The following is a 23,371-nucleotide window of genomic DNA, read 5'->3' on the forward strand; positions in this document are numbered from 1 at the left end:
TTTTTTCACTATTTACACAGTTAAATCGTTATTCACTAATAGTGAAGCAGTAAAATAAACTGTCTGTTGGCGATGCATTATGGGTAAAATTGTTTAGGTTTATCGTTTAATTAACTCCGGCAAAGAGGATATTATGAGTTATCAGTTAGGAGCCAGGCTGGAAGGTGTTCGTCAGAATATTAATTTGATTAAGCTGCATTTGGATGCGAACGCTAAAACAGCGATTGATGTTGGGTGTAATGAAGGTGTTATAACCTGCGCTCTTGATTCATTTGGGCTTAAAGCTTTTGGTTTTGAATCTGGGAAACAATATGCTGAAACCGCTGGTACGTTTCAAATCCATAATTTCAGCCAGGCTGAAATTTGTAATGTAGCACTCTCTTTGGATGATATAGAACAGTTACCGGAAGTTGATGTTGTTTTATTTTTGTCTGTAAATCAACAGCTGGCGAAAATTTATTCCCGGGAATATTCTGAGAAGTTTCTTTTAGAGCTCTTCAAAAAATGTAATAAACAAATGTTTTTTCAGCCATGTATGATTTATGAAAAGTATGGTGAAGCCCAAGGATTTACAGAGAATGATATAAATTCTGCTAAAGAGTATTTCGATAACTTGCTTTATGAAGCAGGTGAGATATTTACCAGCCAGGTAGTAGGGTTATCTGTTAATGGCATCCCACCAAGTGAACCATACAGACCGTTGATTTTGTATTCCAGAACCATAGGTCGTGGTCACACAGTAAAAATGCCTGGTATAGATGATGCGGTTAACTCGTTAAGAGATACTCAGGTTAAGCTGTGCAATGTTGAGCTGAGTAAATGTATTAGCTCCCGTGATATGCAAGCGTTTTCAGCTGATGGTGGTTGGCATCGTTTTGTCGAGATGTCAGCTTATTTATTCTCGATGGTTCAGGAAAAGCGAAATGATTTTGTTTATGAAAACACTCCGCTGTTCCATTATTATGAAAAAGTAAGGCCCACTGTATTTTCTGAGTTATGGGCGTTAGCAGGTAAGACCGGAGATATCGGTGTGCTTAGCGCAATGCCCCTTAACAAATATGTTAGTTGGATGCCATGGTTTGAGCCGGTAGACATCATAGAAAATATTACTAATGGTATTAGTGAGCAGCCTGATATTCCGGAGTGGGATTCTCATGCATTTGGGCCCGTTACAAAAGAAGCGGGACTACAGGAAGTCGAACGTTTGTATAAGCTGTTAGTTAAAATACTCAATGAAGGATATAATCCGGAAGTTAATTTTGACGGTTATATACGAGGCTATATTATGCGTCGTGGTAGTGAATCAAAATTTTCTGTAACGGCTGGGCAGCATAGGTTGGCAATATTGTCGGTTTTAAATTACAAAAATGTCTTAATTAAGTTTCAACCTGATATGGATCGTGTGGTTGATGTTGCAGAAGTCGAAACGTGGCCAATGGTTAAAAATGGCATGTACAGTAAGCAGCAAGCGTTGAACATATTTAACGGTATTTTTGATGCAGATGGTTTTTCTTTTTCAGGCTAACGTTTTTGACAAAGTGAGACCTTAATGCTTAAGGTCTCACTGAGTGTTTGGCAATGGTTTATTAAACGTTTCGACCGGTAATATGCCCTTGCTATTCTATAACAATGTAAGAGGTAAGCGGGCTCAGCGGCGAGCGTCTTATGGCGTATTTATCCAAGCCAAATACCTCTTTTAATGCCAGAGTTTCACCTGGAAACTTGTGGTAATTCAGCTCATCAAAACCTATAACACTGCCTTTGGTTAAATGGCCCTTGATTAATTCCAGACATCTTTTGGTCGGCTCGTAAATGTCAAAGTCAAAGTAGGCCATGGCGATAATAGTCTGTGGATTATCTGCCAGGTATTGCTCCAGGGTTGCGGTGGCATCACCTTTAACAATTTCATACTTTTTAATGTGGCTCAGCGGGCTTTCTGATTCATGATACTGCAGCACGCTGTCCAGATAGTGCTCGTAACCTTCAGTGACACTGTAAGCGCCTTTTTTAATCACGTCGTTGTTGCCGTCTTTTTCAGACACGGACGGGAAACCTTCGAAGGTGTCAAAGCCAATGATCTTACGGTTATAGTTGTAAGGTTCATACATGCCGCGAAACGATGAAAATAGCGCGAGGTTTTGCCCCCAACGCACGCCAAATTCCATGATCACACCATGCACCGGCAGTGCCTTTTTATACAACTCATCCATAAACATAATGCGCGACAGGTCCTGACGGCGCATAAACAGGCCTAAATTGTTCAGCATTTCTGCCGGTGGCACCGGGCAGTCGCTAAAGGTTTGGTAAAAGCTCTTGCGGCTGTCGGCTTCTGTAGCGGATGAATCTGTTGATACCACCGGATTGGTGTTTGCTTTGTTGTTCATTTTTTTATTCCCGAAAAGTAAGGCTTACTCAGGTGTGACATAAGCGATCAGCTCACGGCCAAAGCCCAAGGCTGCACTGGCTTCAGCATAGCGAATATAGTTGTCGATATTTTTGCCAATCAGAAAATTTTCACAAAATACACGGCTAAAATGCGCTTGCTTACCCAAGCTTCGGTCTTGCCAGTAATTAGAATGTGCATTGGTCAGGAAAACTTCGATAGGAAAGTTGGTTTGCAACGACAATAAACGATAACCGCAGGCAGAGATAAAGCGGGTTAAGTTTTCCTGGTTAAAGTAGCTCAGATGCTCCGGTGGGGCAAACCAGGTATTGTCGGTATAGCCTTGTTGTTGCAAAGCCAGTTGGAAGTCTGAATAGTCATTCGGTACTTTAATTCTCAGGGCGGAATTGGCTGACAACAGGGGTTTGAGTATAGCCATGGTTTCGAACGGGTCCAGTACATGCTCCAGCACGTTTTGCAGGTTAATCAGGCCAAAGGTGCGGCCTTTATAATGCGTCAGGCTTTGTTCAATGCTGCCTTGCTGAAAATACGGTAACAAATGCGGGTTGTGCTTACTGATGCCAAAATCGGAGTAGTCACAGCAGGCAAGCTCCCACCCAAAAGTTTCAAATGCGTTGACAAAAAAACCTTCACCGCAGCCCAGGTCAAGTAAGCTGCGCGGCAGATTATTCTGCTTTGCTACCTGGTGGGCGACACTGGCAATATTGTGAAAGTATTGCAGTTCCTGCTCAGTATAAGTGCTGTGGTAAGAGCCTTCAGGTACCTGATAGTACTTCGCATTATAATGCGCCTGTAACTCTGCCTCAGACGGTTTGGGTATCGCTTCAATAAAACCCAGCGCGTGGCGTTGTTCGGTAAATTTGGCTTGGTCAGGCATTATCATGGTTACCTTTTAGCAACGGCATCAGCTCAGTAAGAGTATGCAGCCGGGTTTTAGCGTCATAGCCGGGTTTAGCCTGCACATCCTTATGGCAGCCTGTCAGTATACGAATGGTTCCGGCGCCTTTTTTATTCAGATTAACAAAGTCTTTTGCCGGGTTATCACCGATATAAACCAGATCCTGCCAGCGGCATTGTTCTGCTTTTTGGATTAACTCAAAACAATGGGTAGAAGGTTTAGCATGCTTTACGCCAAAGCGGTGGGTAATAAAGATGCGCTTAAAATAAGGGGCTAAACCCAGCGCCTGCACTTTGTTTTGCTGCACTATTTTATGACCGTCGGTAACAAGATACAGCGGCCCTGGCAGGCTTTGCAGCATTTGCCGGTGAGCCTGCGGCAGGGTGAGCTGCGGTTTATGCAACCGATAGCGGTGCACACAGGCGCTGATATTAGTTTTACCGGCTAAGTTATACGGTGCTAACCAATCGTCAAAAATACGTCCCCGGCCCTGGCTGTCTAACAACTGACATAAGCGCTGAAAACTGGTAGCGGCATCTAATTGCCAGCGCTGCTGCGCCATATCGGCAACAGCGCGAAAGCCACTTTCAACAAACTGGCGTTCATCGTAAAGGGTGTCATCAAGATCAAAAATCAGGATCATACTGGTAGATATCCATACTGTAGCGCAGTTGCCTGATGGGCTGCGTTGCTGCGGTAAATGCTGTCAGCGTAGCCTCTGGCTGCATGGCTTGCAAAAAGCTCCAATACAGGCTGTCCAGCCCGGCTACGATGCTTAACGTAGAGGCGCCGCCAAAACGGCTGTTGCACTCTATAATATGCGGTTTGACGTTGGCATCAATAATAGCCTGCATTACCACGGGGCCTGTTAGTTTCAGCTGCGCCAATATATGGCTGAATTGCTGCGCTAAAGCCGTATCGGTAAAGGTGGTGGTAATTTGTGATTCGCCGGCTACGACTTTATCGCGCTGTCGCAGTACCTGGCCTTTTACGTGGCTGTCTTGATCCAGCCAGGCATCGATACTGATTTCTCTGCCGCTTTGCATCGGTTGATAAATCGGCGCCTGCAACTGCCTTGCATGCTGCAAGGCCTGTGTTTTGCTCAGCCCCAGGCCGATTGATTTGGCGCCGGCACCAAAACGCTCTTTAACAACAAATTGCTCTGCGCTGATATCATCGATATGTAATGACGCCGGAATAACAGGTAACTGATGCTGCCGGCCAAATTCAGCAAAGGCCAGTTTATCCAGGCACAAGTTGATGCCGACAGCCGGCGATACAATAATGTGAATGCCGGCCTCAGCAAAATAGGGCTTATTTTCCGCCCAAAACAACAGTTCTCCATCGCGGCTGGGCAGAATAACCTTGATATTCCGCTCAATACAGCCGCGGCGCAGTTCAGCTTTATTTGCATTAACCGTGGCCGGCATTTGCCAGAAACTATCAGCAAAAGCTCTGCTTACGCATAACGGCTGCGTGTCGCCGGCAATAATACTGCCGGTTGGGAATAACCGCAGCCAGGCTTGCCTGGCTGCTTGTAACATAGGAATTTTGGCACCGGCACTGCTTAACAGCAGTGCCGCGCCGGGCAGTGGCTTTGTCACAGCAGATCCCAGCTTAGCGGGGTGCCCATCGGCACATCCTGTTTGACCTGACGGCCAAGAAACTGTGGCAGGTATTTCGGCGCCAGGCCAAGCCCCGGCCGCACAGAGCGCAGGTTATCTGCAGTAAAAATATCACCGGCTTGCATATCTTTGGCAATATAAAGTGAGCGGCGGTGTATCCGTGAAGCAACTTCTTTGTCGGTACAGCCGTAATGCACTTTACCTAAGGCATCTTTCGCTTTACGGCATTCTGATACCAGCAGGCTGAATTCGGCCGGCTCCATGGAAAAAGCTGCATCAATGCCGCCTTCACTGCGGTCCAGCACAAAGTGCTTTTCAATCACGGTTGCGCCCAACGCCACGGCAGCGACACTGACACCAATACCGGCGGTGTGATCAGATAAGCCGACCTGACAGCCAAACAGTTCCGCCAGGTGTGGAATAGTATGTAAGTTGGCGTCGACAGGGCGGGCCGGGTAATTGCTGGTACATTTTAACAAGATAATGTCATGGCAACCGTTACGTTGCAGCACCTCAACCGCTTCAGCCAGTTCGGCTTGCGTGGCCATGCCGGTCGATATGATCACCGGCTTGCCGGTGCGGGCAACGGCGGCGATTAAACCATGATCGATATTTTCAAATGAGGCAATTTTATAGCAGGGCACATCTAACTGTTCCAGATAGTCTACCGCAGTTAAATCAAACGGTGAGCTGAACGCCAGCATACCTAACTCTTTTGCGCGGTCGAACAGCGGCTTGTGCCACTCCCACGGTGTCATCGCTTGTTGATACAGGCTATACAGTGAGCTGCCGTGCCAAAGGCTGTCGGGGTTATCAATAAAAAATTCGTTCTGGTGCAGGTTTAGCGTAATGGTGTCCGGGGTATAGGTTTGCAGCTTTATCGCGTCGGCACCACATTTTGCTGCCGCTTCAACCATCAACAATGCCTTGTCCAGGCTTTGATCATGGTTACCGGATAATTCGGCAATAATAAACGGTGCCTGGTCCGGCCCTACCGCGTGTTTGCCAAGCATAATTACAGCCATTGCTTATCCTCGTTACGGATGTCCGTTATTCAGTGTCTTCAATATAGTTTCAACTACCAGTGGTGTGCCTGCGGCAGCCGGTATCAGACCGGCTGCCGTTTGGCCCATACTATCAAGCAGTGCCGGTTGCGACAGGTAATAGCACAGTTGCTCTGCAAAGAACTCTGCCGACATATCTGCAGCCTGTCCCAACCACACACAGGCGCCAAGCTGGTCAAGATAAGCCGTTGCCGCCTGCTGATTTTCGGCAACGGTAACAACCAAACCCGGCAGAGCACTAATACACCTTTCCCAATGGCTGGCACCACCACCACCAAGCATGAGTCGCGCCTGATGCATTAACTTCGCCATATAGTTACATTGCACATGTAACGTCATATCGGGCAGGCTTGCAGTAAGTTGCTTAAGTTCTGCATGCCACGGATTATTCGCTCCAATTACTATATCGGCAGAAATACCGGGAAGCTTTAGTTTATCTAAAGCCTCAATCGCCAGAGCGGTTAAATTTTGCTCGTCACTGCCACCAAAGCCGATCAGGATCCGGCCCGGTTCATGTTGTGCTTGTGGTTGATAAAACTCGTCACGCAGCAAGGCATAACGCGGCCCCAGCAACGCCTGGCAATGTGTTGGCAACCATTTGTTGTAACGCTGCTCTGCGTTGGCTACCAGGTTTTGGTCCAGCAGTAGGTCGCAGTCATAGCTGCGGTTGGCCAGGTCATCTATTTGCAGAATATACCGGCATCTGGTCCGCAGCATCCGGCAGTAGTCCGCTGCCAGCGCGTAGTGATCTAGCACCAACAGTGCATAATTCTGCGTTAACTGTGCCAGTGTTGCTTTTGCATCTGCAGTTTGACCGGCCAGAACATCCGGTAACGGCAGTACGTTAAAGCCATCGCTGCGGATAACATCAGCCAAATGGCCTGATGTTATCCGGCAGGCAAAATCACAGCTGGCGCCAAGTTTTCGTAAAGCGTGTGCCAGCGTCAGGCAGCGCATAACATGGCCTGAACCCAGGGTTACTGAAGCGTCGGTGCGAAACAGCACCTTCACTGCGCAGGCGCCTGTAGCAGTTGGTACAACAGTTCGGCGCGCTGCCAGTCCTCAACCGTATCGATATCCTGCACTAAATGCGCCGGTAGCAGCAGCATTCTGGAGCCGGTGCCGAATACGGCTTTGCCGGTATCCAGCCAGGTATCAGCTGTTGCCCAATACAACTGGCCGGCGTCATGGAAAGTTTCGGCCAGGTCTTGCGAGCGTTGCATAATGCTGGCCGGATCAAACGGCACTACACCACCTGCTGCAGTTTGCAGCAGGGCGCGCTGAATAGGAAAAGAGAAACGAGCCGCGGTAAAGACATAATCCGCTTTGTTGCTTGCCAGCAACTGGTATGCCGCGGCAATGCGCTCACTGTTTAACAACGGAGTAGTAGCGTAAATACAGGCACAGCTGCTGAGCGGCCAGCCCTGTTGTTGCAGTTCGGTAATGGCGTTGCGGATAACGTCTGTGGTGCCGGTAAAGTCATCCGCCAACTCTGCCTTGCGCTTAAAAGGTGTTTCGGCACCGTAGTGCCGTGCTATAGCGGCTATTTCTGCGTCATCGGTGGAGACCACCACTTTATCCACTACGCCGCTGTTTAGCGCCGCCTGGATCGGATAAGCCAGCATAGGCTGACCGCAAAAGGTTTTAATGTTTTTGCGTGGTATGCGCTTACTGCCGCCACGCGCCGGAATAATGGCCACTCTCATTGCAACAGCTCTGCCAGTTTATCGGCAATGTATTGTTGTTGCTCGCCGCTGAGTTCGGGAAACATCGGCAGGCTGATAATGCGCTCATAAAAATCTTCCGCCAGCGGAAAATCGCCCCAGTCAAAGCCCAGTTGCTGATAATACGGCTGGGTATGAATGGGAATATAATGTACATTCACGCCAATGCCGGCAGCGCGCAGACCGTCAAATACCGCCTTGCGTTTGGTTTTGTCATCCAGCCGGATAATATATAAATGCCAGGCGCTGATATTCACGTCATCTAACGCCGGCAAGCCAACAGGCAGATCTGCCAGTAAACGGTTGTAGTTGGCGGCCAGTAGCTGGCGTTTTTGAATTATCGGCAACAGACGCAGGCTCTGGCTTAACCCCAGCGCGGCCTGAATGTCGGTCATGCGGTAATTAAAGCCCAGCAGCAACTGCTGATAATACCAGGCGCCGTGTGCAGGCTCTGTCATCAGGCTTTCGTCACGGCTGATACCATGGCTTCTGAGCAGACGCATTTTATCAGCCAATACGCTGTTATTGGTCAATGCCATACCGCCTTCAGCGGTAGTGATAATTTTGACCGGATGAAAGCTGAATATGGTGATATCGCTATAGCGGCAATTGCCCACCGGCTCATCATGGTAACTGGCGCCCACCGCATGCGAGGCATCTTCGATAATACTAAAACCAAATTCGTTGGCCAGATAATGTATTTGCTGCATATCACAGCTGGCACCGGCCAAATGCACCGGTATTACGATCTGTGGTAGTGTATCAGTGCTGCGTGCTTGCTCCAGCTTTTGCCGCAGTTTATCTACCGCCATATTGCCGCTGTCGGGTTCTATGTCGACAAAATCGACATCGGCGCCGCAGTAACGCGCACAATTGGCTGAAGCAACAAAACTAAGTGGTGAAGTCCAGACCCTGCTACCGGGCCCTACACCTAAAGCTAAACAAGCAATATGTAAGGCGGAGGTGGCGCTATTGACTGCTACAGCCTGCTGCGCGGTGGTCAGCTCACAAAAACGCTGCTCAAAAGCAGGTACCGCTGGCCCTTGGGTTAAAAAGTCGCTTTGCAGTACCTGGGTTACTGCATCAATATCCGCCTGGGTAATGTGCTGACGGCCATAGGGAATCACGACATCGCTTCCTGATTAAACTGACGCATTTGTTCCACACTGAGAAAGTCCGGGTTAGTATCAGACACGTACTGGAACCCCGGCGTGACCAGTTTGCCTTGTTCTTGCAGAGCATTACTGGAAAAATCATTGCTACGGTTAAAAAACTTAATCGCCGGTGCAATAACAAAGTGATCAGCAAATTCAAAGGTATGATACGACATATCACCCGGACACATCATCTCGTGCAGCTTTTCGCCGGGGCGAATGCCGACCTCTTGCACTGGTAAATGCGGTGCCATGGCTTTGGCTAAATCGACAATACGGATAGATGGGATTTTCGGTACAAAAATTTCGCCGCCGAGCATGCGCTCAAAATTCTTTAACACAAAATCGACGCCTTGTTGCAGGCTGATCCAGAATCGTGTCATCTCCAGGTGGGTAACCGGGATATGGTCATGTTTTTTGTCAATCAGTTGCTGAAAAAACGGCACGACTGAGCCGCGCGAGCCGACCACATTACCGTAGCGCACCACAGAAAAGCGCGGTTTTGCGCCGCCGGAGATATTATTGGCCGCAATAAACAGTTTATCGGACGCCAGTTTAGTAGCACCGTATAGGTTTACCGGGTTGGCGGCTTTGTCGGTAGATAGTGCAATAACTTTTTCTACGCTGTTTTCAATAGCCGCATTTATTACGTGTTCAGCGCCGTTAATATTGGTTTTAATACATTCCATCGGGTTATATTCGGCTGCAGGTACCTGTTTTAGTGCCGCGGCATGGATAACGTAATCCACGCCGTGCATAGCCCGCACCAACCGGTGTTCATCGCGCACATCACCGATAAAATAACGCATACAGCTTTGGTTAAACTTTTGCTGCATCTCGTACTGTTTTAATTCGTCGCGGGAATAAATAATGATTTTTTTCGGCTTATAGCGTGCCAGCAGGGTTTCGGTGTATTTGTGGCCAAATGAGCCGGTACCGCCGGTGATTAAAATTGTTTTACCGTTAAACATAAGCTGCCCTCGGGAACCACTTGTGTACGAAATGCTGTTTAAAATGACATTAGCATAAACTGTGCCGAAAGAGCTAACATATTCAGTTCAAACACTTTAGTACTAATGTATCGGCTTAGTTTTTACGCAGATTTAATTAATAGCGGTTTATCGTCGCTTTGACTAAACTATAACCAGTTTTAACGACAAAGTGGTGCCAAGATGAAACTTAATGCTCCCGGCAGTTTAAATACTTTAAACCAGGCCCAGTTACAGCAAGACAGCTTGTTAAAAAAGCTGGCTACAGCGAAACGGATAAACAGCGCTGCCGATGATGCCGCCGGTTTACAGATAGCCAATCAACTAAGCAGCAGTATTAACGGCAAAGGCCAGGGCGAGCGTAACCTTTACGACGGTGTATCTTTGGCGCGGGTATATGAGCAGGGCTTGCAAGGTATCAATGATAATCTCGGCGAATTAAACCGGCTGGCCGTTGCCGCTGGTAATGGTATTTACGGCGCGCAGGAGCGGGCTGCTCTGCAGGCAGAAGCCGACCAATACACGGCTAATATTCAGCAGGTAATTGATAATACAGAGTTCGCCGGTAAAAAACTGTTTGATCAAGATGGCGCTTTAAGCTTTGGTACTGGTTCTGGCAGCCTTAGTTTCGGCACAACAGATGTTGCATCCGGTTTAACCGCACAGAATATTTTTAGTATAGATTTAACCTCAGCCGATAACGCTGCAGCATCGCTGGGTAATATTCAGCAATCGTTGGACTATATTGGTGGTTTACAAGCCGACGCTGGCGCATCCATTAACAGCTTTAGCTCCGCGGCCAGTAATTTAAACGGCCAGCAAATTGCTGAGTCTGCCGCGCGCAGCCGGATTGAAGATTTGGATTTTGCCCGTGCCAGCAGCGATAAGGTCGCGGCCGATATTTTGGCTAATACTTCTGTCAGTGTTTCACTGCAGGCCAGAATGCAGCAGCAACAGGCTTTAAACCTGCTTAGTTAACACCGTAAAGCCACGCTATTTTTTTGACACAGTGTCAAAAAAATAGCGTATTACCTTGCAAGCTCATCTTTGCGAAGTACAATGCAATTAAAAGCATAATAAAAGCAGTGGCATGGTAAATAATCCTTTTCTGTATATCGTTGATGAACAAAGCAGCCGTAGCAGCCGGCTCAGTACAGTATTAAGTTTTATTAATGAGCCGCACCAGATACTGGATATGGCCGCACTGCAAGCCAGATTGAATAATCAGGAGCCGGTAGTGGTGCTGCTGGGCGCGCTGGAGAGCCAGCTCCATGCCGATCTTCTGTTACGTTATCCTGCAACGGCGTTCTTATTATTGGGTGAACCGCTGCAGCCACTGTTGCAGTATACCAATGCGGTGGGCCTGCTTAGTGAGCCGTTCTCTTATGCCTCTTTAACTCAGCTACTGCGCGACAGCCAGCAGTATCATCGCTTGTTACCGCTGCAGCATAAGCAGCACAACACGGCAAAATTTGATGGCATGGTGGGTAATTCGCCTTCCATGCAACAAGTCCGCTTCCTTATTCAACAAGTGGCAAAAACCGAAGCCAATGTGCTGGTGCTGGGCCCCTCAGGTACCGGCAAAGAAGTTGTGGCGCGTAATATTCACTTATTATCTAACCGTGCGCGCGGGCCTTTTGTACCCATCAACTGTGGCGCTATACCGGCAGAGCTGCTGGAAAGTGAATTGTTTGGCCATGAAAAAGGCGCTTTTACCGGTGCTATTTCTACCCGTAAAGGCCGCTTTGAGCTGGCACAGGGCGGCACGCTGTTTTTAGATGAAATAGGTGATATGCCACTTAATATGCAGGTGAAATTGCTGCGCGTATTGCAAGAGCGTACTTATGAACGGGTAGGCGGCACACAGCCTATTAAGGCAGATGTGCGTATTGTAGCCGCTACGCACCGCGATTTAGAGCAAATGATCGATGATGGCAGCTTCCGGGAAGACTTATATTATCGCTTAAATGTATTTCCTATTGATACCCCTGCACTTAGCCAACGCTGCGACGATATACCGCTGCTGATCAGTGAGCTGCTGCAACGCCAGGAAAAATACAGCCAGGCCAAAGTTAAATTTACTGAATATGCTATGCAAAGCCTGCAATTACACAGTTGGCCGGGCAATGTGCGCGAACTGGCAAATTTGCTGGAGCGGATGGTTATTATGTACCCGGACCAGGTAGTTGATGTCGCCGAGTTGCCACCGAAATACCGTCACCTGGATATAGAAAGCTATGTACCACAATATCCGGAAAGTTTGCAGGAGCGTGATTTACTGAACGAAATGTTTCAGTCTACGGATGATGACGAAGATGAAACTGACAATGCAGGCTTTTTTGCTGTGGCAGACGGCCTGCAGGAGTTACCTGATCAGGGGCTGGATTTGAAAGAATATCTGGCTGAGCTGGAAATCCGCTTTATATCTCAGGCACTGGAGCGGCACGAATTTGTCGTTGCCCGTGCTGCAGAGGTACTGGGTTTGCGCCGCACTACGCTGGTTGAAAAAATGCGTAAATACAACCTTGGCAAAGACGAGTAATAACGGCTAATTACTGCAGTGTCAGGCTTTTGACGCTATAAGTTATTGAAAATATATTAATTTATCTGGCATAGTGCCTGCATTACCTTTAAGCGATAACGCAATGTTTAAGGGTAATTATGACAACGGCCAATGCATACGACTTTTCTTTGCACGCTCTGCCTGATACTGCAGCGGTAGCAGCCAGCGGGCGTGCTGTACTGCAGCTCCTGCCGTCAGCTCATTATGATGCCGTGTTACAGGCTTTGCCTGCTGCGGTGATCCTGCTGGATCAGCGTGGAGTGGTGTATCAGGCCAACCCTGCTGCCATGGCATTGCTTGGCGAACCACTAACCGGGCAGCGCTGGCTTGATGTGATCAGCCGTTGTTTTCGCCCGCGCAGCGATGATGGTCTGGAAGTATCACTTAAAGATGGCCGGCGGGTTAAGCTGCAAATCAGTACCCTGGCACAGGGCGGTGTCGCTTCGCAGGCTGGGCAGCTTATTATGCTGACGGATCTGACCGAAACCCGGCAATTACAGAGCCGCCTTAGCCATATGCAGCGTTTATCCACTTTGGGTAAAATGATGGCGACATTAGCTCATCAAATCCGTACACCTTTATCTGCTGCTTTACTCTATGCCCAGAACCTGGCTAACCCAAGGGCCACGTTGCAGGTGCAGCAGCAGTTTCAGCAAAAACTACTCTCGCGTTTACAGGATTTAGAACAACAGGTAAGCGATATGCTGTTGTTTGCCCGCTCTGGTAGTGCGCAGCAAGTAGCAGGTTTTTCGCTCAGTCAGCTTATTGAGCAGTTAAACACCAGTATTGAAGCACTGCTGCAACAACATAATACCCGCTTATCGCTGCACTGCAGCGACACAGCACTTTGTTTACTGGGTAACCAGAATGCGCTGTGCGGTGCCTTGCAAAATCTTATTCAAAACAGCATTCAGGCAGCAGGGCATGATACACAAATATCGCTTGATATCTCCCCCAGCAAACAGTACAGCGGTATGTTAGCGCTGCGCCTTACCGACAATGGCCCGGGCGTGGCACCGGTACTGCGTGATTCTCTGTTTGAACCCTTTGTTACGGGCCGTGTTCAGGGCACTGGCCTGGGCCTGGCAGTGGTGCAGGCGGTAGCGCATTCGCATCAGGGCTCGGTGCAGTATATTTCGACAGAGCACGGCGCCTGCTTTGAAATGCTGCTGCCGATACAGCAACCAGTCAGCGGGGAATAGCAGATGAGCCAACATATACTGTTAGTAGAAGATGATGCCGGTTTGCGCGAAGCACTGCACGATACCTTATTGCTGGCACAGTATCAGGTATGTGCTGTAGACAGTGCCGAGCAGGCATTATTGACATTAAAGCAGCAAAGTGTGCAACTGGTTATAAGCGATGTACAGATGCAGGGCGCTTCAGGCCTTACACTGTTAAAAACCTTACGCGAGCAGTACCCGAAGATACCGGTGTTAATGATGACGGCCTACGCCACCGTGCAGGCTGCGGTGGAGGCTATCCGGCTTGGCGCTATTGATTATCTGGCCAAGCCGTTTTCACCGGAAGTATTGCTTAATACCGTAGGCCGTTATGTCAGCGCAGAACCGGTAGCCAGTTTTGAGCCCATAGTGGCTGCCCCGTCCAGTAAACAGTTACTGGCATTGTGCGCTAAAGTGGCCCGTACTGATGCCAGTGTCATGATCACCGGGCCCAGTGGCTCGGGTAAAGAGGTGCTGGCACGTTATATTCATCAGTTATCTGAGCGCAGCAGCGGCCCTTTTGTCGCGATAAACTGTGCTGCTATTCCGGAAAATATGCTGGAATCTACCTTATTCGGTTATGAGAAAGGCGCCTTTACCGGCGCGATAAATGGCTGTCCGGGTAAATTTGAACAGGCCCAGCATGGCACCATTTTGCTGGATGAAATTACCGAAATGGATTTAAACCTGCAGGCCAAGTTATTACGGGTGCTGCAAGAGCGTGAAGTAGAGCGCCTGGGAAGCCGTAAAACCATTAAGCTGGACGTAAGAGTGCTGGCCACCAGTAACCGCAATCTGAAACAAGCCGTAGAGCAGGGGCGCTTTCGTGAAGACTTATACTACCGGCTGAATGTATTTCCATTAAGCTGGCCGGCGTTGTGTGAAAGACCGGCCGACATAGTACCGCTGGCGCAGCATTTACTGCAGCGCCATTGCCGGGCAACCGGTCGTGCAGTGGTGCATTTAACTGACGCGGCGGCTTTGCAGTTAAGCCGCTACAGCTGGCCGGGCAATGTGCGTGAGCTGGATAACGTAATACAGCGTGCCTTAATTATTTGTCAGGGCGACAGTATTGATACTGACGACATTTTGCTGGAACAGGCAGATATGCTGCCGCCGGCTGCTGCTGATAAAGAGCTGTCTGTAGCAGTGAGCAATATGGCAGATGAAGACGATGCCAATGCCGGTTTTAAAGCCAGCGTACATGAGCAGGAACACCGCATTATTCTGGCCACGATGAAAGCCTGTGCTAACCGGCGTAAAGACGTGGCTGAGCGGCTTGGCATCAGCGACCGCACCCTGCGTTATAAGCTGGCCCGTATGAAAGAGCATGGCATAGATCTTCCCGCCTGATATAAAACCCTCTTGATGAGGGTTTTTTCTTTTAAATTCAAATAACTAAAACTTGGCATAACTCCTGCTTTGCATTAGCTAATCGTGTTAGCAGCAAATTTTTGACAGGTGACGCTATGAATATCAAAGGGCAGGCCCTTTACGCCGAAATGCAGTCGCTGGCCAGCCAGGCCCGCGGCGTTGGCAGCGAGCTGAAGCTGAAAAATACCGCTGAAGTTAACCCCAGCCAGAGTGACTTTGGCAATATGCTGAAAAACGCTTTAAGCAATGTTAATGCCTTACAACAGGAAACCGGCCAGATGCGTACTGCCGTGGAAATGGGCGATCCTAATGTATCACTGGCACAGGTAATGATTGCCAGCCAGAAATCCTCACTGGCATTTGAAGCCACGGTGCAGGTGCGCAATAAATTGGTAGAAGCCTACAAAGACATAATGTCGATGCCGGTATAACGGAGGAATAAAGCTGTGGCTGAAAATCAATCCACCGAGCTGGCACTTACCAACACCGAATACGGTGCCGGTGAGCAGCAGGAACAAAAACCGGGTTTTGTCGGCAGTTTGGGCGGCATGGATCTGGTGCGCCAGATCACCCTGATTGTCGCGCTGACTATCTGTCTGGCCATTGCTATTCTGATTATCATGTGGGCACGCGAGCCGGAAATGCGGCCACTGGGCACCTTTGAAACGCAGGAATTGATCCAAACCCTGGATCACCTGGATGCACAAAAAATCAGTTATAAACTGGAAGGCAATACTATTTTGATACCGGAAGATGAGTTTCAGAGTATCAAATTGTCGTTGTCCCGCGCCGGCCTGACTAAAGAGCCATCCAGCGGTACCGAATTTTTGCTGCAAGACAGCGGTTTTGGTGTTAGCCAGCGCCTTGAAATGGAGCGGTTAAAGCATAGCCGTGAACAACAGTTAGCCCGTACCATTGAAGAGCTGCAAAGCATATCCCGCGCCAGGGTATTACTGGCTATTCCAAAAGAAAATGTGTTTGCCCGGGTAGAAAAACTGCCTTCGGCCACGGTATTGGTTACCGCCCGTGGCGGCACTATGGTGCGCGATAGCGAAGTGGATGCCATCGTCGATATCGTTGCTTCTGCTGTGCAGGGTTTATCGCCCTCCAGAGTAACGGTTACTGATCAGAACGGCCGCTTATTAAACAGTGGCTCCCAGGATGCCAGCTCTGCCCGTAGCCGCAAAGAGTATGAACTGCAGCGCACCCGTGAAGAAGAATACCGCCAAAAAGTCGACTCTATCTTAATGCCGGTACTGGGTTATGGTAACTATACTGCGCAGGTCGACTTGCTGATGGATTTTACCGCCACAGAGCAGACCCAAAAACGCTTTAATCCAGATTTACCTGCTGTACGCAGCGAAATGACCATTGAAGAAAACAGCGTCGGCGGTTTAAGTGCCGGTATACCCGGGGCGCTATCTAACCAGCCACCGATGAACTCCGCCATTCCTGAGCAGGCAACGGGCGGCGGCAATGCACAGCCGGTTGTACCCGGGCGTAATCACAAAGAAGCGACCCGTAATTACGAACTGGATACCACTATCAGCCATATTTCCCAGCAAAGTGGGGTGATCCGCCGCTTAAGCGTATCGGTAGCTATCGATTACAAACCTGCGACAGCTGTAGATGGTGAACCTGAGCCTCGCACCCAGGCAGAGCTGGCTAATATTCGCCGTTTACTGCAAGGCGGTATCGGCTTTGATGCGCAGCGCGGCGATATGATTGAGGTGATCTCGGTACCATTTATGAAAGAAGCCATTATCGAGGCTGAAACACCTAATTTTTATGAGGAAGAATGGTTCCTGCGTGTCGTGCGTCTGGTTATTGGCGGGCTGATAATTATTGTGCTTATTCTGGCCATAGTGCGGCCAATGCTGAAGAAACTGATTTACCCTGAAGACACCAAAGATAGTTATGATGATAATGCGCTGTCCAGCGGGCTGGATTTGGGCGACGACACTATCGACATGCTAAGCTCAACATTTGACGAAAACGCAGTAGGTTTTGCCCCGGATGGCACACTAATGCTGCCGGACTTACATGGTGATGACGATTTATTACGCGCAGTTCGGGCTTTAGTGGCAAATGAGCCGGAATTATCCTCTCTGGTAGTGAAAAACTGGTTGGCTGAAGATGAGTAGCATAGAAGCAATAAAGCCGTCGTTTGACGTAGGTAAACTGGACGGTGTTGAAAAAGCCGCCATCTTACTGCTGAGTTTGTCAGAAGAAGATGCTGCGCAAATTTTAAAACACTTAGAGCCCAAACAAGTGCAGAAAGTGGGTTTGGCCATGGCGCAGATGACCGATCTGAACCAGGCAAAAATCTCGGCGGTGCATCGCTTGTTTATCGAGCAAATTCAGAATTTCAGCACCATTGGCTTCCAAAGCGAAGAGTTTATCAAACGCGCGTTAACCGCAGCTTTAGGTGAAGAGAAAGCCGCTAACCTGATTGACCAGATAGTATTGGGCGGCGGTGCTAAAGGCCTGGATTCACTGAAATGGATGGACTCGAAGCAGGTAGCCAATATTATCCGCAACGAGCACCCGCAAATTCAGACTATCGTATTGTCTTACCTGGAACCGGAGCAATCGGCAGAGATTTTATCTCAGTTCCCGGAAAAAGTGCGGCTGGACTTAACCATGCGTATTGCCAACCTCGAAGAAGTACAACCGGCAGCACTGCAGGAGTTAAACGAGATTATGGAGAAACAGTTTGCCGGTCAGGCTGGCGCGCAAACGGCGAAAATGGGCGGCTTAAAAGCTGCTGCCGACATCCTCAACTATATGGATACCAATATTGAAGGCCAGCTGATGGATTCTATCCGTGAGCACGACGAAGAAATGGCGCAGCAAATACAGGATCTGATGTTTGTATTTGAGAACCTGATCGACGTTGATGACCGCGGTATTCAAACCCTGCTGCGCGAAATTCAGCAAGATGTGCTGATGAAAGCGTTAAAAGGCACTGATGAAAACTTAAAAGAGAAAATTTTCAAAAATATGTCAAAACGTGCTGCTGAGCTGCTGCAGGACGATTTAGAAGCCATGGGGCCGGTGCGGGTAAGTGATGTTGAAGCGGCGCAAAAAGAAATACTGTCTGCTGCGCGCCGGTTGTCTGACGCCGGTGAAATAATGCTGGGCAGTGGCGGCGGCGATGACTTCGTCTAAACAGAGCGGGTAGTACTATGAGCACTGAGGCATTTAAGCACAAAAGGCCGTTTTCGCCCGACGAAGAAACTGATGAGTTGATCAAGCACTGGCAAACACCCGATATGACGCCAGCGCATGATGGCATTCGCACTAATGCGCTGAATAAAACACAGCCTCAGGCCAAAGCCAGTAAAGCAGATGAAGATGAAGAGCTGACAATCAAGCCCCTGACAGCAGATGATATCGAGCAAATCCGTCAGGCGGCTTACGACGAGGGTTTTGGTCAGGGTAAAGAGGAAGGTTTTAGTAAAGGTTATGCCGAAGGCCGTGAACAAGGCCAGCAGGATGGCTTGGCTCAGGGGCAGGCTGAAGGTAAAAAGCAAGGCCTGGCAGATGGCCAAACCGAGCTTAATGACAAGCTGGTTCAGCTTAGTACATTGCTGGATCAATTACAGCAACCGCTGGCCAGCATAGATAAACAGGTCAAACAACAACTGCTGCAATTAAGCCTGGCGATGGCGCAGGCGGTGATCAATGTTGAAGTTAAAACCAACCCGGAAGTTATTTTACAGGCCATCGCAGAGGCTACCTCAGCACTGCCGCTGCAAGCCGGGCAGTTGCTAATAAAACTTAACCCGGTGGATTTAGCCATTGTTGAACAAAGTTACACCAAAGACGAGCTGGCGCAGCGTAACTGGCAATTAAGAGCCGAGCCTCTGCTGGCACAGGGAGGCTGTAAGGTAGAGAGCAGCCAGTCCAGCGTCGACCGCAGTTTACAACAGCGGGTACAAAGCAGCCTGGAGCATTTTATTCAGTTGGAGCAACATGAAAGCCAACCTGATGCACCGGCCGGAGACTAACTTATGGCAAACAGCGAAAGCCTGAGCCAGTTTTTGCAACAGCAACAGCGCTATGTACACAGCTCGCGGCCTGCTGTCGCCGGCCATTTGGTGCGTGTAGTGGGGTTAACACTGGAAGCCACCGGTTGCAGTGCGGGTATCGGCCAGCCTTGCTCGGTAGAAACTGCCCGCGGCGAAATTATGGCGGAGGTGGTCGGTTTTGCCAATGACCGTATTTATCTGATGCCCAAAGATGATGTATCCGGTGTTGTGCCCGGTGCCCGCGTAACGCCGTTGCTTAATTTTAAAGGCGTACCGCTTAGCCTTAACCTGCTGGGCCGGGTTATTGATGGCGCAGGGGCACCGCTGGACGGCAAAGGCCCTATTGCCGCTGAGCAATTTGGTGGCGCTAAAGCCAAACCGATTAATCCTTTGCATCGCCGGCCAATTAAACAGCCGCTGGATGTCGGCGTGCGGGCTATCAACAGCATTCTTACTGTGGGTAAAGGCCAGCGTATGGGGTTATTTGCGGGCTCTGGTGTGGGTAAAAGCGTATTGCTGGGCATGATGACCCGCGGTACCTCAGCTGATGTCATCGTGGTAGGCCTGGTAGGCGAGCGTGGCCGCGAGGTAAAAGAATTTATTGATGAAATTCTGGGTGAAGAGGGCAAAAAGCGCTCGGTTGTGATCGCCGCGCCAGCTGATGTGTCGCCACTGATGCGGTTAAAAGGCTGTGAAACCGCGGTACAGGTAGCCGAGTATTTCCGTGATCAGGGCATGGATGTGCTGCTGCTGATTGACTCTATTACCCGCTATGCTCAGGCACAACGTGAAATTGCGCTGGCGGTGGGGGAGCCGCCGGCTACCAAAGGTTATCCGCCATCGGTATTCGCCAAATTACCGGCACTGGTTGAACGCGCCGGTAACGGCAGTGGCAGTCAGGGCTCTATAACGGCATTTTATACTGTGTTGTCTGAAGGCGATGACTTACAAGACCCTATTGCCGATGCGTCACGCGCTATTCTTGACGGCCATATAGTGTTGTCACGTACCCTGGCTGATGCCGGTCATTTTCCTGCGGTAGATGTAGAAAAATCTATTAGCCGTGTTATGCCGGCGGTAACCAGTGCTGAACATCAACAAATGGCGCGTACGGTAAAGCAGCTGTATGCCAGTTACCAGCAAAGCAAAGACTTAATCGCTATCGGGGCTTATGTGCGCGGCAGCGATCCGCAACTGGATGTTGCTATTGGCATGATGCCAAGAATTAACCGCTTTTTGCAGCAGGGAATGCATGACGTTGTGACCTACGACGACAGCCTGCAAGGGCTTAATCAGCTGGTTCCGGCCGCTGCAAGGAGTAATACCTGATGATTAACCACCGCTTTGCCATGCTGATTAAAATACAAAAAGAGCGCGAAGAAAAACTGCAGGCGCAGTTTGTTAAAGCCCAGCAGTTTTACCAGCAGGCTGAACAAAAATATCAGGGCCTGGCAAATTACCGTACCGACTATATTCAGCAGAGCCAACAGCAAGGCGCTGCCGGTTTACAAAGCCGGCAGTACACTCAGTTCGTCAGCTTTATCGGTAAGCTTGATCAGGCAATACAGCAGCAGGGCCGGGCGTTACACCAGGCTAAAGCTGCTGCAGAGCAACGCAAACAAAACTGGCTGGCGATGCAAAAAAAACGTAAGGCTATGGAATTACTGGTACAGCGCGGCGAACAGGCTGAGTTATTAAAGCAACTGAAACAAGAGCAGAAAAATGCCGATGAATATGCCAGCCAGCAATTTATGCGCAACCGTAATGAGCCACAGATGTACTAACTTGCTTATGCCGTAAAGAAGTTCGTGTCATGTTGGCCTGAAATTTGAATAGATAACTGAATATAGGTTTTAACACAACAGCTTTAACCCGCTAACGGCGCAGTTAACGCCTGATCGCAGTGGTCAGTCAGGGGAATAAAAATGGTGCAGGCTATACAATTATCAATGCTGACAACCACCGCAGACAGCGCGTTGCGGCTGGATGGCGCCCTATCAGACTCTGCAGCTGAGGCTGGCACGGAACTCAGTGGCTCAGGATTTGGTGAGGTGCTAAACGGCATGACGGCACCGGCAACAAATAGCCTGCCCGGCGCCAAGCGGCATGTCCCTGCCGGAATCAGCGTGCTAAGTGGGGTCAGCCAGGCATTACTAGCTGCTGCCAATGCTAAAGATACTGCAGCCAGTGCAGAAAACGCAGAGAATGCTGAAAACGAAAACGCAGCAGGCTCTGATGAAGACTCCTTGCTGACATCCAGCTTGCTGGGGCAGATAGCGCTTAAAGACAAGTTGCCTGAAACTGGCAGTAATACCATTAATACCAGTGATACTGATGCTGCCGTTGTTGATACTGCTACCGACGATGTTAAAGGCGAGCCAGCTGCTGTTTCGCCAGGCAATAGCCAAACTAAAACTGATGCCGAAGAGGTGGCTAAAGCTGCAAAACAACTGTCTCAGTCTGCCAGCGAAATAACGGATACGGCCACCACTGAGCTGCAGGCAAAAGTAAACGGGCAGATCTCAGGGGATTCTGAAGCGGGTAAGGTGGCCGATAAAACGCAAGCCTCCGCCGGTGGTAAAGGTGAAGCACAACCGGTAGCCGTGCTGGCGGGCGCTACTGAGTCTGGTGCTGCGCAGGGTGATGCTAACAGTGCTGACGTTGCTCAGTCTGTAAAAGAGGTAGGTTTTGGCAGTGATACCCATGACAGTAAAGACAACAACATAAAAGACAGCAGTGTAAAAGCAGCGATAGAGACAGGTATTAAAGCTGATGACAACAATAACAAAACAGACGATGGCAGCATAAAGGCAGGCTCTGTCGCCCAGTCTGCGGTTCAGGCCGATGCCAAAACAGTAACTGCTGCCGGTACTGAAGATAACAGCAAAACCGATACTGCGTCGACGACCAGTAAGTTGTCGCTGACAGCTGCATCTGATAAAGCGGATAATCTGGCGGGTGCTAAGGCGGGGTCTGAGCAAAATGCGTCTAAACATGATGCTCAGCAGCAAAATGGCTCGCAACAAAACCCGTCGCAACAGAATCAGCAACAAGGGCCTAAACAGAATAATAATGCCTCATTGCCAGCCGATATTGCTGCAGAGATGCCCGATAGCAGTATCGCAACTGCCAAAGTGGCGGCAGATGCCAGCGCAGCAGCGCGCGTTGATACGGCATTTAGCAGTGCACTGCAGTTGGCAGAGCAACGTCAGCAAGCTGGCACTGCTCAGGCGGTAGCACGGCCGCTGGCGGAACAGTTAAAGCAAAGCCTGAATTTACTGCAACAGGATGCTGCAGGGCAGTTGCGTGAAAGAGTCACCCTGATGGTGCGGCAAAATATTCAGATCGCTGAAATCCGGCTTGATCCTGCCGGGCTTGGTCAGATGCAAATTAAAATAGATATGCAGCAGGATCAGGCGTCGGTGCAGTTTATCGTGCAGCAATCGCAGGCAAAAGAATTATTAGAACAACAATTACCGCGGCTTAGAGAAATGCTGCAACAACAGGGCATTCAGTTAACTGAAGGCCAGGTACAGCAGCAGTCGCAGCAAGAGCGCCAGTTAGCGCAGCGTGATGGCAATAGTCAGGGCCGAAGTGGCAAACAAACAGCAGACGATACGCCGGATGTAACTTCAGACACCGTGCAACTTAATGTGAAAACATCCGATAGGCTGGTGGATTATTATGCTTAACGGCCAATAGTGGCGGTTAATTCGGTAACGATGATTTACATTGGCCGCCACAGATGAGCATAATAATGGCACTTTAACTAACAGGTAGCACAGGCATGGCAGCGGAAAAAGATCTGGTTATTGCAGAAGGTTCAGGTAAGAAAAAATGGCTTCTGTTGGGTGGTGGTGCAGTACTGGTGGTGGTGTTGATTGTTGTCGGCCTGATGTTCTTCGGTGGTTCAGATAGTAACGATGCCGGAACTGCTTCAGATGGCGCTTCTGATACAGCGGGTGCTCCAGGCGGCACAGATGTAAAAGGCTCGGCGCTGTATGTGCCACTGCCACGGCCTTTTGTGTTTAATGTACCTGGCGCGTCGCGTGATCGGATGGTGCAAATTAAAGTGCAGTTGCTGGTGCGTGGTACTAACAATGAAACCATCGCGATGCGGCATATTCCGCTGATTGAAGGCAGTTTGCTGGAAACCTTCAGCGCTGCCAATGCTGATGAACTGGTCACTGTTGCCGGACGTGATGCATTGAAAAACAAAGCATTAAGTGATTTACAGCAGGCGATGATCGAGGTAGTGGGTTCGGTGGTGGTAGAGGAAGTTCTCTTCACCGGTTTTGTGATGCAATAAGAGTGAGCAG

22 protein-coding genes are annotated in these 23,371 nt (G+C 49.4%); 13 read left to right on the forward strand and 9 right to left on the reverse strand.

Features of this window, described 5'->3' with window-relative positions; all coding sequences use genetic code 11:
- The first annotated feature begins 133 nt into the window (after nt 1-133).
- Nucleotides 134-1,525, forward strand: coding sequence for a hypothetical protein (locus tag AR688_RS13035; protein ID WP_068234530.1), 1,392 nt, complete (start codon nt 134-136; stop codon nt 1,523-1,525).
- A gap of 91 nt (nt 1,526-1,616) precedes the next feature.
- Here the strand turns inward: AR688_RS13035 and AR688_RS13040 are convergent, their stop codons facing one another.
- Genes AR688_RS13040 through pseB form a run of 9 tightly spaced genes read right to left on the reverse strand, consistent with a single transcriptional unit; the run spans nt 1,617 to nt 9,840 of the window.
- Nucleotides 1,617-2,384, reverse strand: a complete 768-nt coding sequence (locus tag AR688_RS13040; protein ID WP_068234537.1) for a crotonobetainyl-CoA--carnitine CoA-transferase — start codon at nt 2,382-2,384, stop codon at nt 1,617-1,619.
- A 24-nt stretch (nt 2,385-2,408) separates the two neighbouring features.
- Nucleotides 2,409-3,281, reverse strand: a complete 873-nt coding sequence (locus AR688_RS13045) for a class I SAM-dependent methyltransferase (protein ID WP_068234539.1) — start codon at nt 3,279-3,281, stop codon at nt 2,409-2,411.
- Nucleotides 3,274-3,945: an HAD family hydrolase gene (locus AR688_RS13050; RefSeq protein WP_068234542.1), complete on the reverse strand. Its 672-nt coding sequence runs from the start codon at nt 3,943-3,945 to the stop codon at nt 3,274-3,276. Before AR688_RS13050 ends, AR688_RS13045 begins: the two co-directional genes overlap by 8 nt.
- Entirely contained in the window at nt 3,929-4,906 is a 978-nt protein-coding gene (locus AR688_RS13055; protein WP_068234545.1) for an ATP-grasp domain-containing protein, read from the reverse strand. The genes AR688_RS13050 and AR688_RS13055 overlap by 17 nt, the downstream gene beginning before the upstream one ends.
- Nucleotides 4,903-5,952 carry a pseudaminic acid synthase gene (pseI, locus tag AR688_RS13060; protein ID WP_068234547.1) on the reverse strand — a complete coding sequence of 350 codons (1,050 nt, stop codon included), beginning with the start codon at nt 5,950-5,952 and terminating at the stop codon, nt 4,903-4,905. Before pseI ends, AR688_RS13055 begins: the two co-directional genes overlap by 4 nt.
- A gap of 12 nt (nt 5,953-5,964) precedes the next feature.
- Nucleotides 5,965-7,002: a UDP-2,4-diacetamido-2,4,6-trideoxy-beta-L-altropyranose hydrolase gene (pseG, locus tag AR688_RS13065; protein WP_068234553.1), complete on the reverse strand. Its 1,038-nt coding sequence runs from the start codon at nt 7,000-7,002 to the stop codon at nt 5,965-5,967.
- Nucleotides 6,999-7,697: a pseudaminic acid cytidylyltransferase gene (gene pseF / locus AR688_RS13070; protein WP_068234559.1), complete on the reverse strand. Its 699-nt coding sequence runs from the start codon at nt 7,695-7,697 to the stop codon at nt 6,999-7,001. The genes pseG and pseF overlap by 4 nt, the downstream gene beginning before the upstream one ends.
- Nucleotides 7,694-8,842 (reverse strand): UDP-4-amino-4,6-dideoxy-N-acetyl-beta-L-altrosamine transaminase, encoded by a 1,149-nt coding sequence (pseC, locus tag AR688_RS13075; RefSeq protein WP_068234562.1) that lies wholly within the window; start codon nt 8,840-8,842, stop codon nt 7,694-7,696. The genes pseF and pseC overlap by 4 nt, the downstream gene beginning before the upstream one ends.
- A complete protein-coding gene (gene pseB / locus AR688_RS13080) occupies nt 8,839-9,840 on the reverse strand; it encodes a UDP-N-acetylglucosamine 4,6-dehydratase (inverting) (RefSeq protein WP_068234565.1) in 1,002 nt (333 codons plus the stop codon). The genes pseC and pseB overlap by 4 nt, the downstream gene beginning before the upstream one ends.
- 201 nt (nt 9,841-10,041) lie before the next feature.
- Here pseB and AR688_RS13085 point away from each other — a divergent pair, with 201 nt between their 5' ends.
- From AR688_RS13085 to fliL, 12 genes are all read left to right on the forward strand, one after another.
- Nucleotides 10,042-10,836, forward strand: coding sequence for a flagellin (locus tag AR688_RS13085; RefSeq protein WP_068234568.1), 795 nt, complete (start codon nt 10,042-10,044; stop codon nt 10,834-10,836).
- Between the two features lie 112 nt (nt 10,837-10,948).
- Nucleotides 10,949-12,400: a sigma-54 dependent transcriptional regulator gene (locus AR688_RS13090; protein ID WP_068234571.1), complete on the forward strand. Its 1,452-nt coding sequence runs from the start codon at nt 10,949-10,951 to the stop codon at nt 12,398-12,400.
- 119 nt (nt 12,401-12,519) lie between these two features.
- Complete coding sequence (locus AR688_RS13095) at nt 12,520-13,623, forward strand: sensor histidine kinase (RefSeq protein ID WP_082694773.1); 1,104 nt, start codon at nt 12,520-12,522, stop codon at nt 13,621-13,623.
- A gap of 3 nt (nt 13,624-13,626) precedes the next feature.
- Nucleotides 13,627-14,997 carry a sigma-54-dependent transcriptional regulator gene (locus AR688_RS13100; RefSeq protein WP_068234574.1) on the forward strand — a complete coding sequence of 457 codons (1,371 nt, stop codon included), beginning with the start codon at nt 13,627-13,629 and terminating at the stop codon, nt 14,995-14,997.
- A gap of 116 nt (nt 14,998-15,113) precedes the next feature.
- On the forward strand, nt 15,114-15,449 hold the full coding sequence (gene fliE / locus AR688_RS13105; protein WP_068234576.1) for a flagellar hook-basal body complex protein FliE: 336 nt from the start codon (nt 15,114-15,116) through the stop codon (nt 15,447-15,449).
- A 15-nt stretch (nt 15,450-15,464) separates the two neighbouring features.
- A complete protein-coding gene (fliF, locus tag AR688_RS13110) occupies nt 15,465-17,162 on the forward strand; it encodes a flagellar basal-body MS-ring/collar protein FliF (protein WP_068234579.1) in 1,698 nt (565 codons plus the stop codon).
- A complete protein-coding gene (fliG, locus tag AR688_RS13115) occupies nt 17,155-18,189 on the forward strand; it encodes a flagellar motor switch protein FliG (RefSeq protein WP_068234582.1) in 1,035 nt (344 codons plus the stop codon). The genes fliF and fliG overlap by 8 nt, the downstream gene beginning before the upstream one ends.
- A 17-nt stretch (nt 18,190-18,206) precedes the next feature.
- Nucleotides 18,207-19,031, forward strand: coding sequence for a flagellar assembly protein FliH (fliH, locus tag AR688_RS13120; RefSeq protein ID WP_068234585.1), 825 nt, complete (start codon nt 18,207-18,209; stop codon nt 19,029-19,031).
- Nucleotides 19,032-19,034: 3 nt separating this feature from the next.
- Nucleotides 19,035-20,381, forward strand: a complete 1,347-nt coding sequence (fliI, locus tag AR688_RS13125; protein ID WP_068234588.1) for a flagellar protein export ATPase FliI — start codon at nt 19,035-19,037, stop codon at nt 20,379-20,381.
- Nucleotides 20,381-20,836, forward strand: coding sequence for a flagellar export protein FliJ (gene fliJ, locus AR688_RS13130; RefSeq protein WP_068234589.1), 456 nt, complete (start codon nt 20,381-20,383; stop codon nt 20,834-20,836). The genes fliI and fliJ overlap by 1 nt, the downstream gene beginning before the upstream one ends.
- Before the next feature lie 141 nt (nt 20,837-20,977).
- Nucleotides 20,978-22,744, forward strand: coding sequence for a flagellar hook-length control protein FliK (locus AR688_RS13135; protein WP_068234590.1), 1,767 nt, complete (start codon nt 20,978-20,980; stop codon nt 22,742-22,744).
- 95 nt (nt 22,745-22,839) lie between these two features.
- Nucleotides 22,840-23,361, forward strand: coding sequence for a flagellar basal body-associated protein FliL (fliL, locus tag AR688_RS13140; RefSeq protein WP_068234592.1), 522 nt, complete (start codon nt 22,840-22,842; stop codon nt 23,359-23,361).
- Nucleotides 23,362-23,371 lie beyond the last annotated feature (10 nt).

The sequence above is a fragment of the Rheinheimera sp. EpRS3 genome (assembly GCF_001513785.1).
Taxonomy (GTDB): Bacteria; Pseudomonadota; Gammaproteobacteria; order Enterobacterales; family Alteromonadaceae; genus Alishewanella.

What these genes read in the sequence shown, in the direction of transcription:
- AR688_RS13035 (WP_068234530.1), top strand. Translation starts at nt 134, where the DNA reads ATGAGTTATCAGTTAGGAGCCAGGCTGGAAGGTGTTCGTCAGAATATT.
- AR688_RS13040 (WP_068234537.1), bottom strand. Translation starts at nt 2,384, where the DNA reads ATGAACAACAAAGCAAACACCAATCCGGTGGTATCAACAGATTCATCC.
- AR688_RS13045 (WP_068234539.1), bottom strand. Translation starts at nt 3,281, where the DNA reads ATGCCTGACCAAGCCAAATTTACCGAACAACGCCACGCGCTGGGTTTT.
- AR688_RS13050 (WP_068234542.1), bottom strand. Translation starts at nt 3,945, where the DNA reads ATGATCCTGATTTTTGATCTTGATGACACCCTTTACGATGAACGCCAG.
- pseI (WP_068234547.1), bottom strand. Translation starts at nt 5,952, where the DNA reads ATGGCTGTAATTATGCTTGGCAAACACGCGGTAGGGCCGGACCAGGCA.
- pseF (WP_068234559.1), bottom strand. Translation starts at nt 7,697, where the DNA reads ATGAGAGTGGCCATTATTCCGGCGCGTGGCGGCAGTAAGCGCATACCA.
- pseB (WP_068234565.1), bottom strand. Translation starts at nt 9,840, where the DNA reads ATGTTTAACGGTAAAACAATTTTAATCACCGGCGGTACCGGCTCATTT.
- AR688_RS13085 (WP_068234568.1), top strand. Translation starts at nt 10,042, where the DNA reads ATGAAACTTAATGCTCCCGGCAGTTTAAATACTTTAAACCAGGCCCAG.
- AR688_RS13090 (WP_068234571.1), top strand. Translation starts at nt 10,949, where the DNA reads ATGGTAAATAATCCTTTTCTGTATATCGTTGATGAACAAAGCAGCCGT.
- AR688_RS13095 (WP_082694773.1), top strand. Translation starts at nt 12,520, where the DNA reads ATGACAACGGCCAATGCATACGACTTTTCTTTGCACGCTCTGCCTGAT.
- AR688_RS13100 (WP_068234574.1), top strand. Translation starts at nt 13,627, where the DNA reads ATGAGCCAACATATACTGTTAGTAGAAGATGATGCCGGTTTGCGCGAA.
- fliE (WP_068234576.1), top strand. Translation starts at nt 15,114, where the DNA reads ATGAATATCAAAGGGCAGGCCCTTTACGCCGAAATGCAGTCGCTGGCC.
- fliG (WP_068234582.1), top strand. Translation starts at nt 17,155, where the DNA reads ATGAGTAGCATAGAAGCAATAAAGCCGTCGTTTGACGTAGGTAAACTG.
- fliH (WP_068234585.1), top strand. Translation starts at nt 18,207, where the DNA reads ATGAGCACTGAGGCATTTAAGCACAAAAGGCCGTTTTCGCCCGACGAA.
- fliI (WP_068234588.1), top strand. Translation starts at nt 19,035, where the DNA reads ATGGCAAACAGCGAAAGCCTGAGCCAGTTTTTGCAACAGCAACAGCGC.
- fliJ (WP_068234589.1), top strand. Translation starts at nt 20,381, where the DNA reads ATGATTAACCACCGCTTTGCCATGCTGATTAAAATACAAAAAGAGCGC.
- AR688_RS13135 (WP_068234590.1), top strand. Translation starts at nt 20,978, where the DNA reads ATGGTGCAGGCTATACAATTATCAATGCTGACAACCACCGCAGACAGC.
- fliL (WP_068234592.1), top strand. Translation starts at nt 22,840, where the DNA reads ATGGCAGCGGAAAAAGATCTGGTTATTGCAGAAGGTTCAGGTAAGAAA.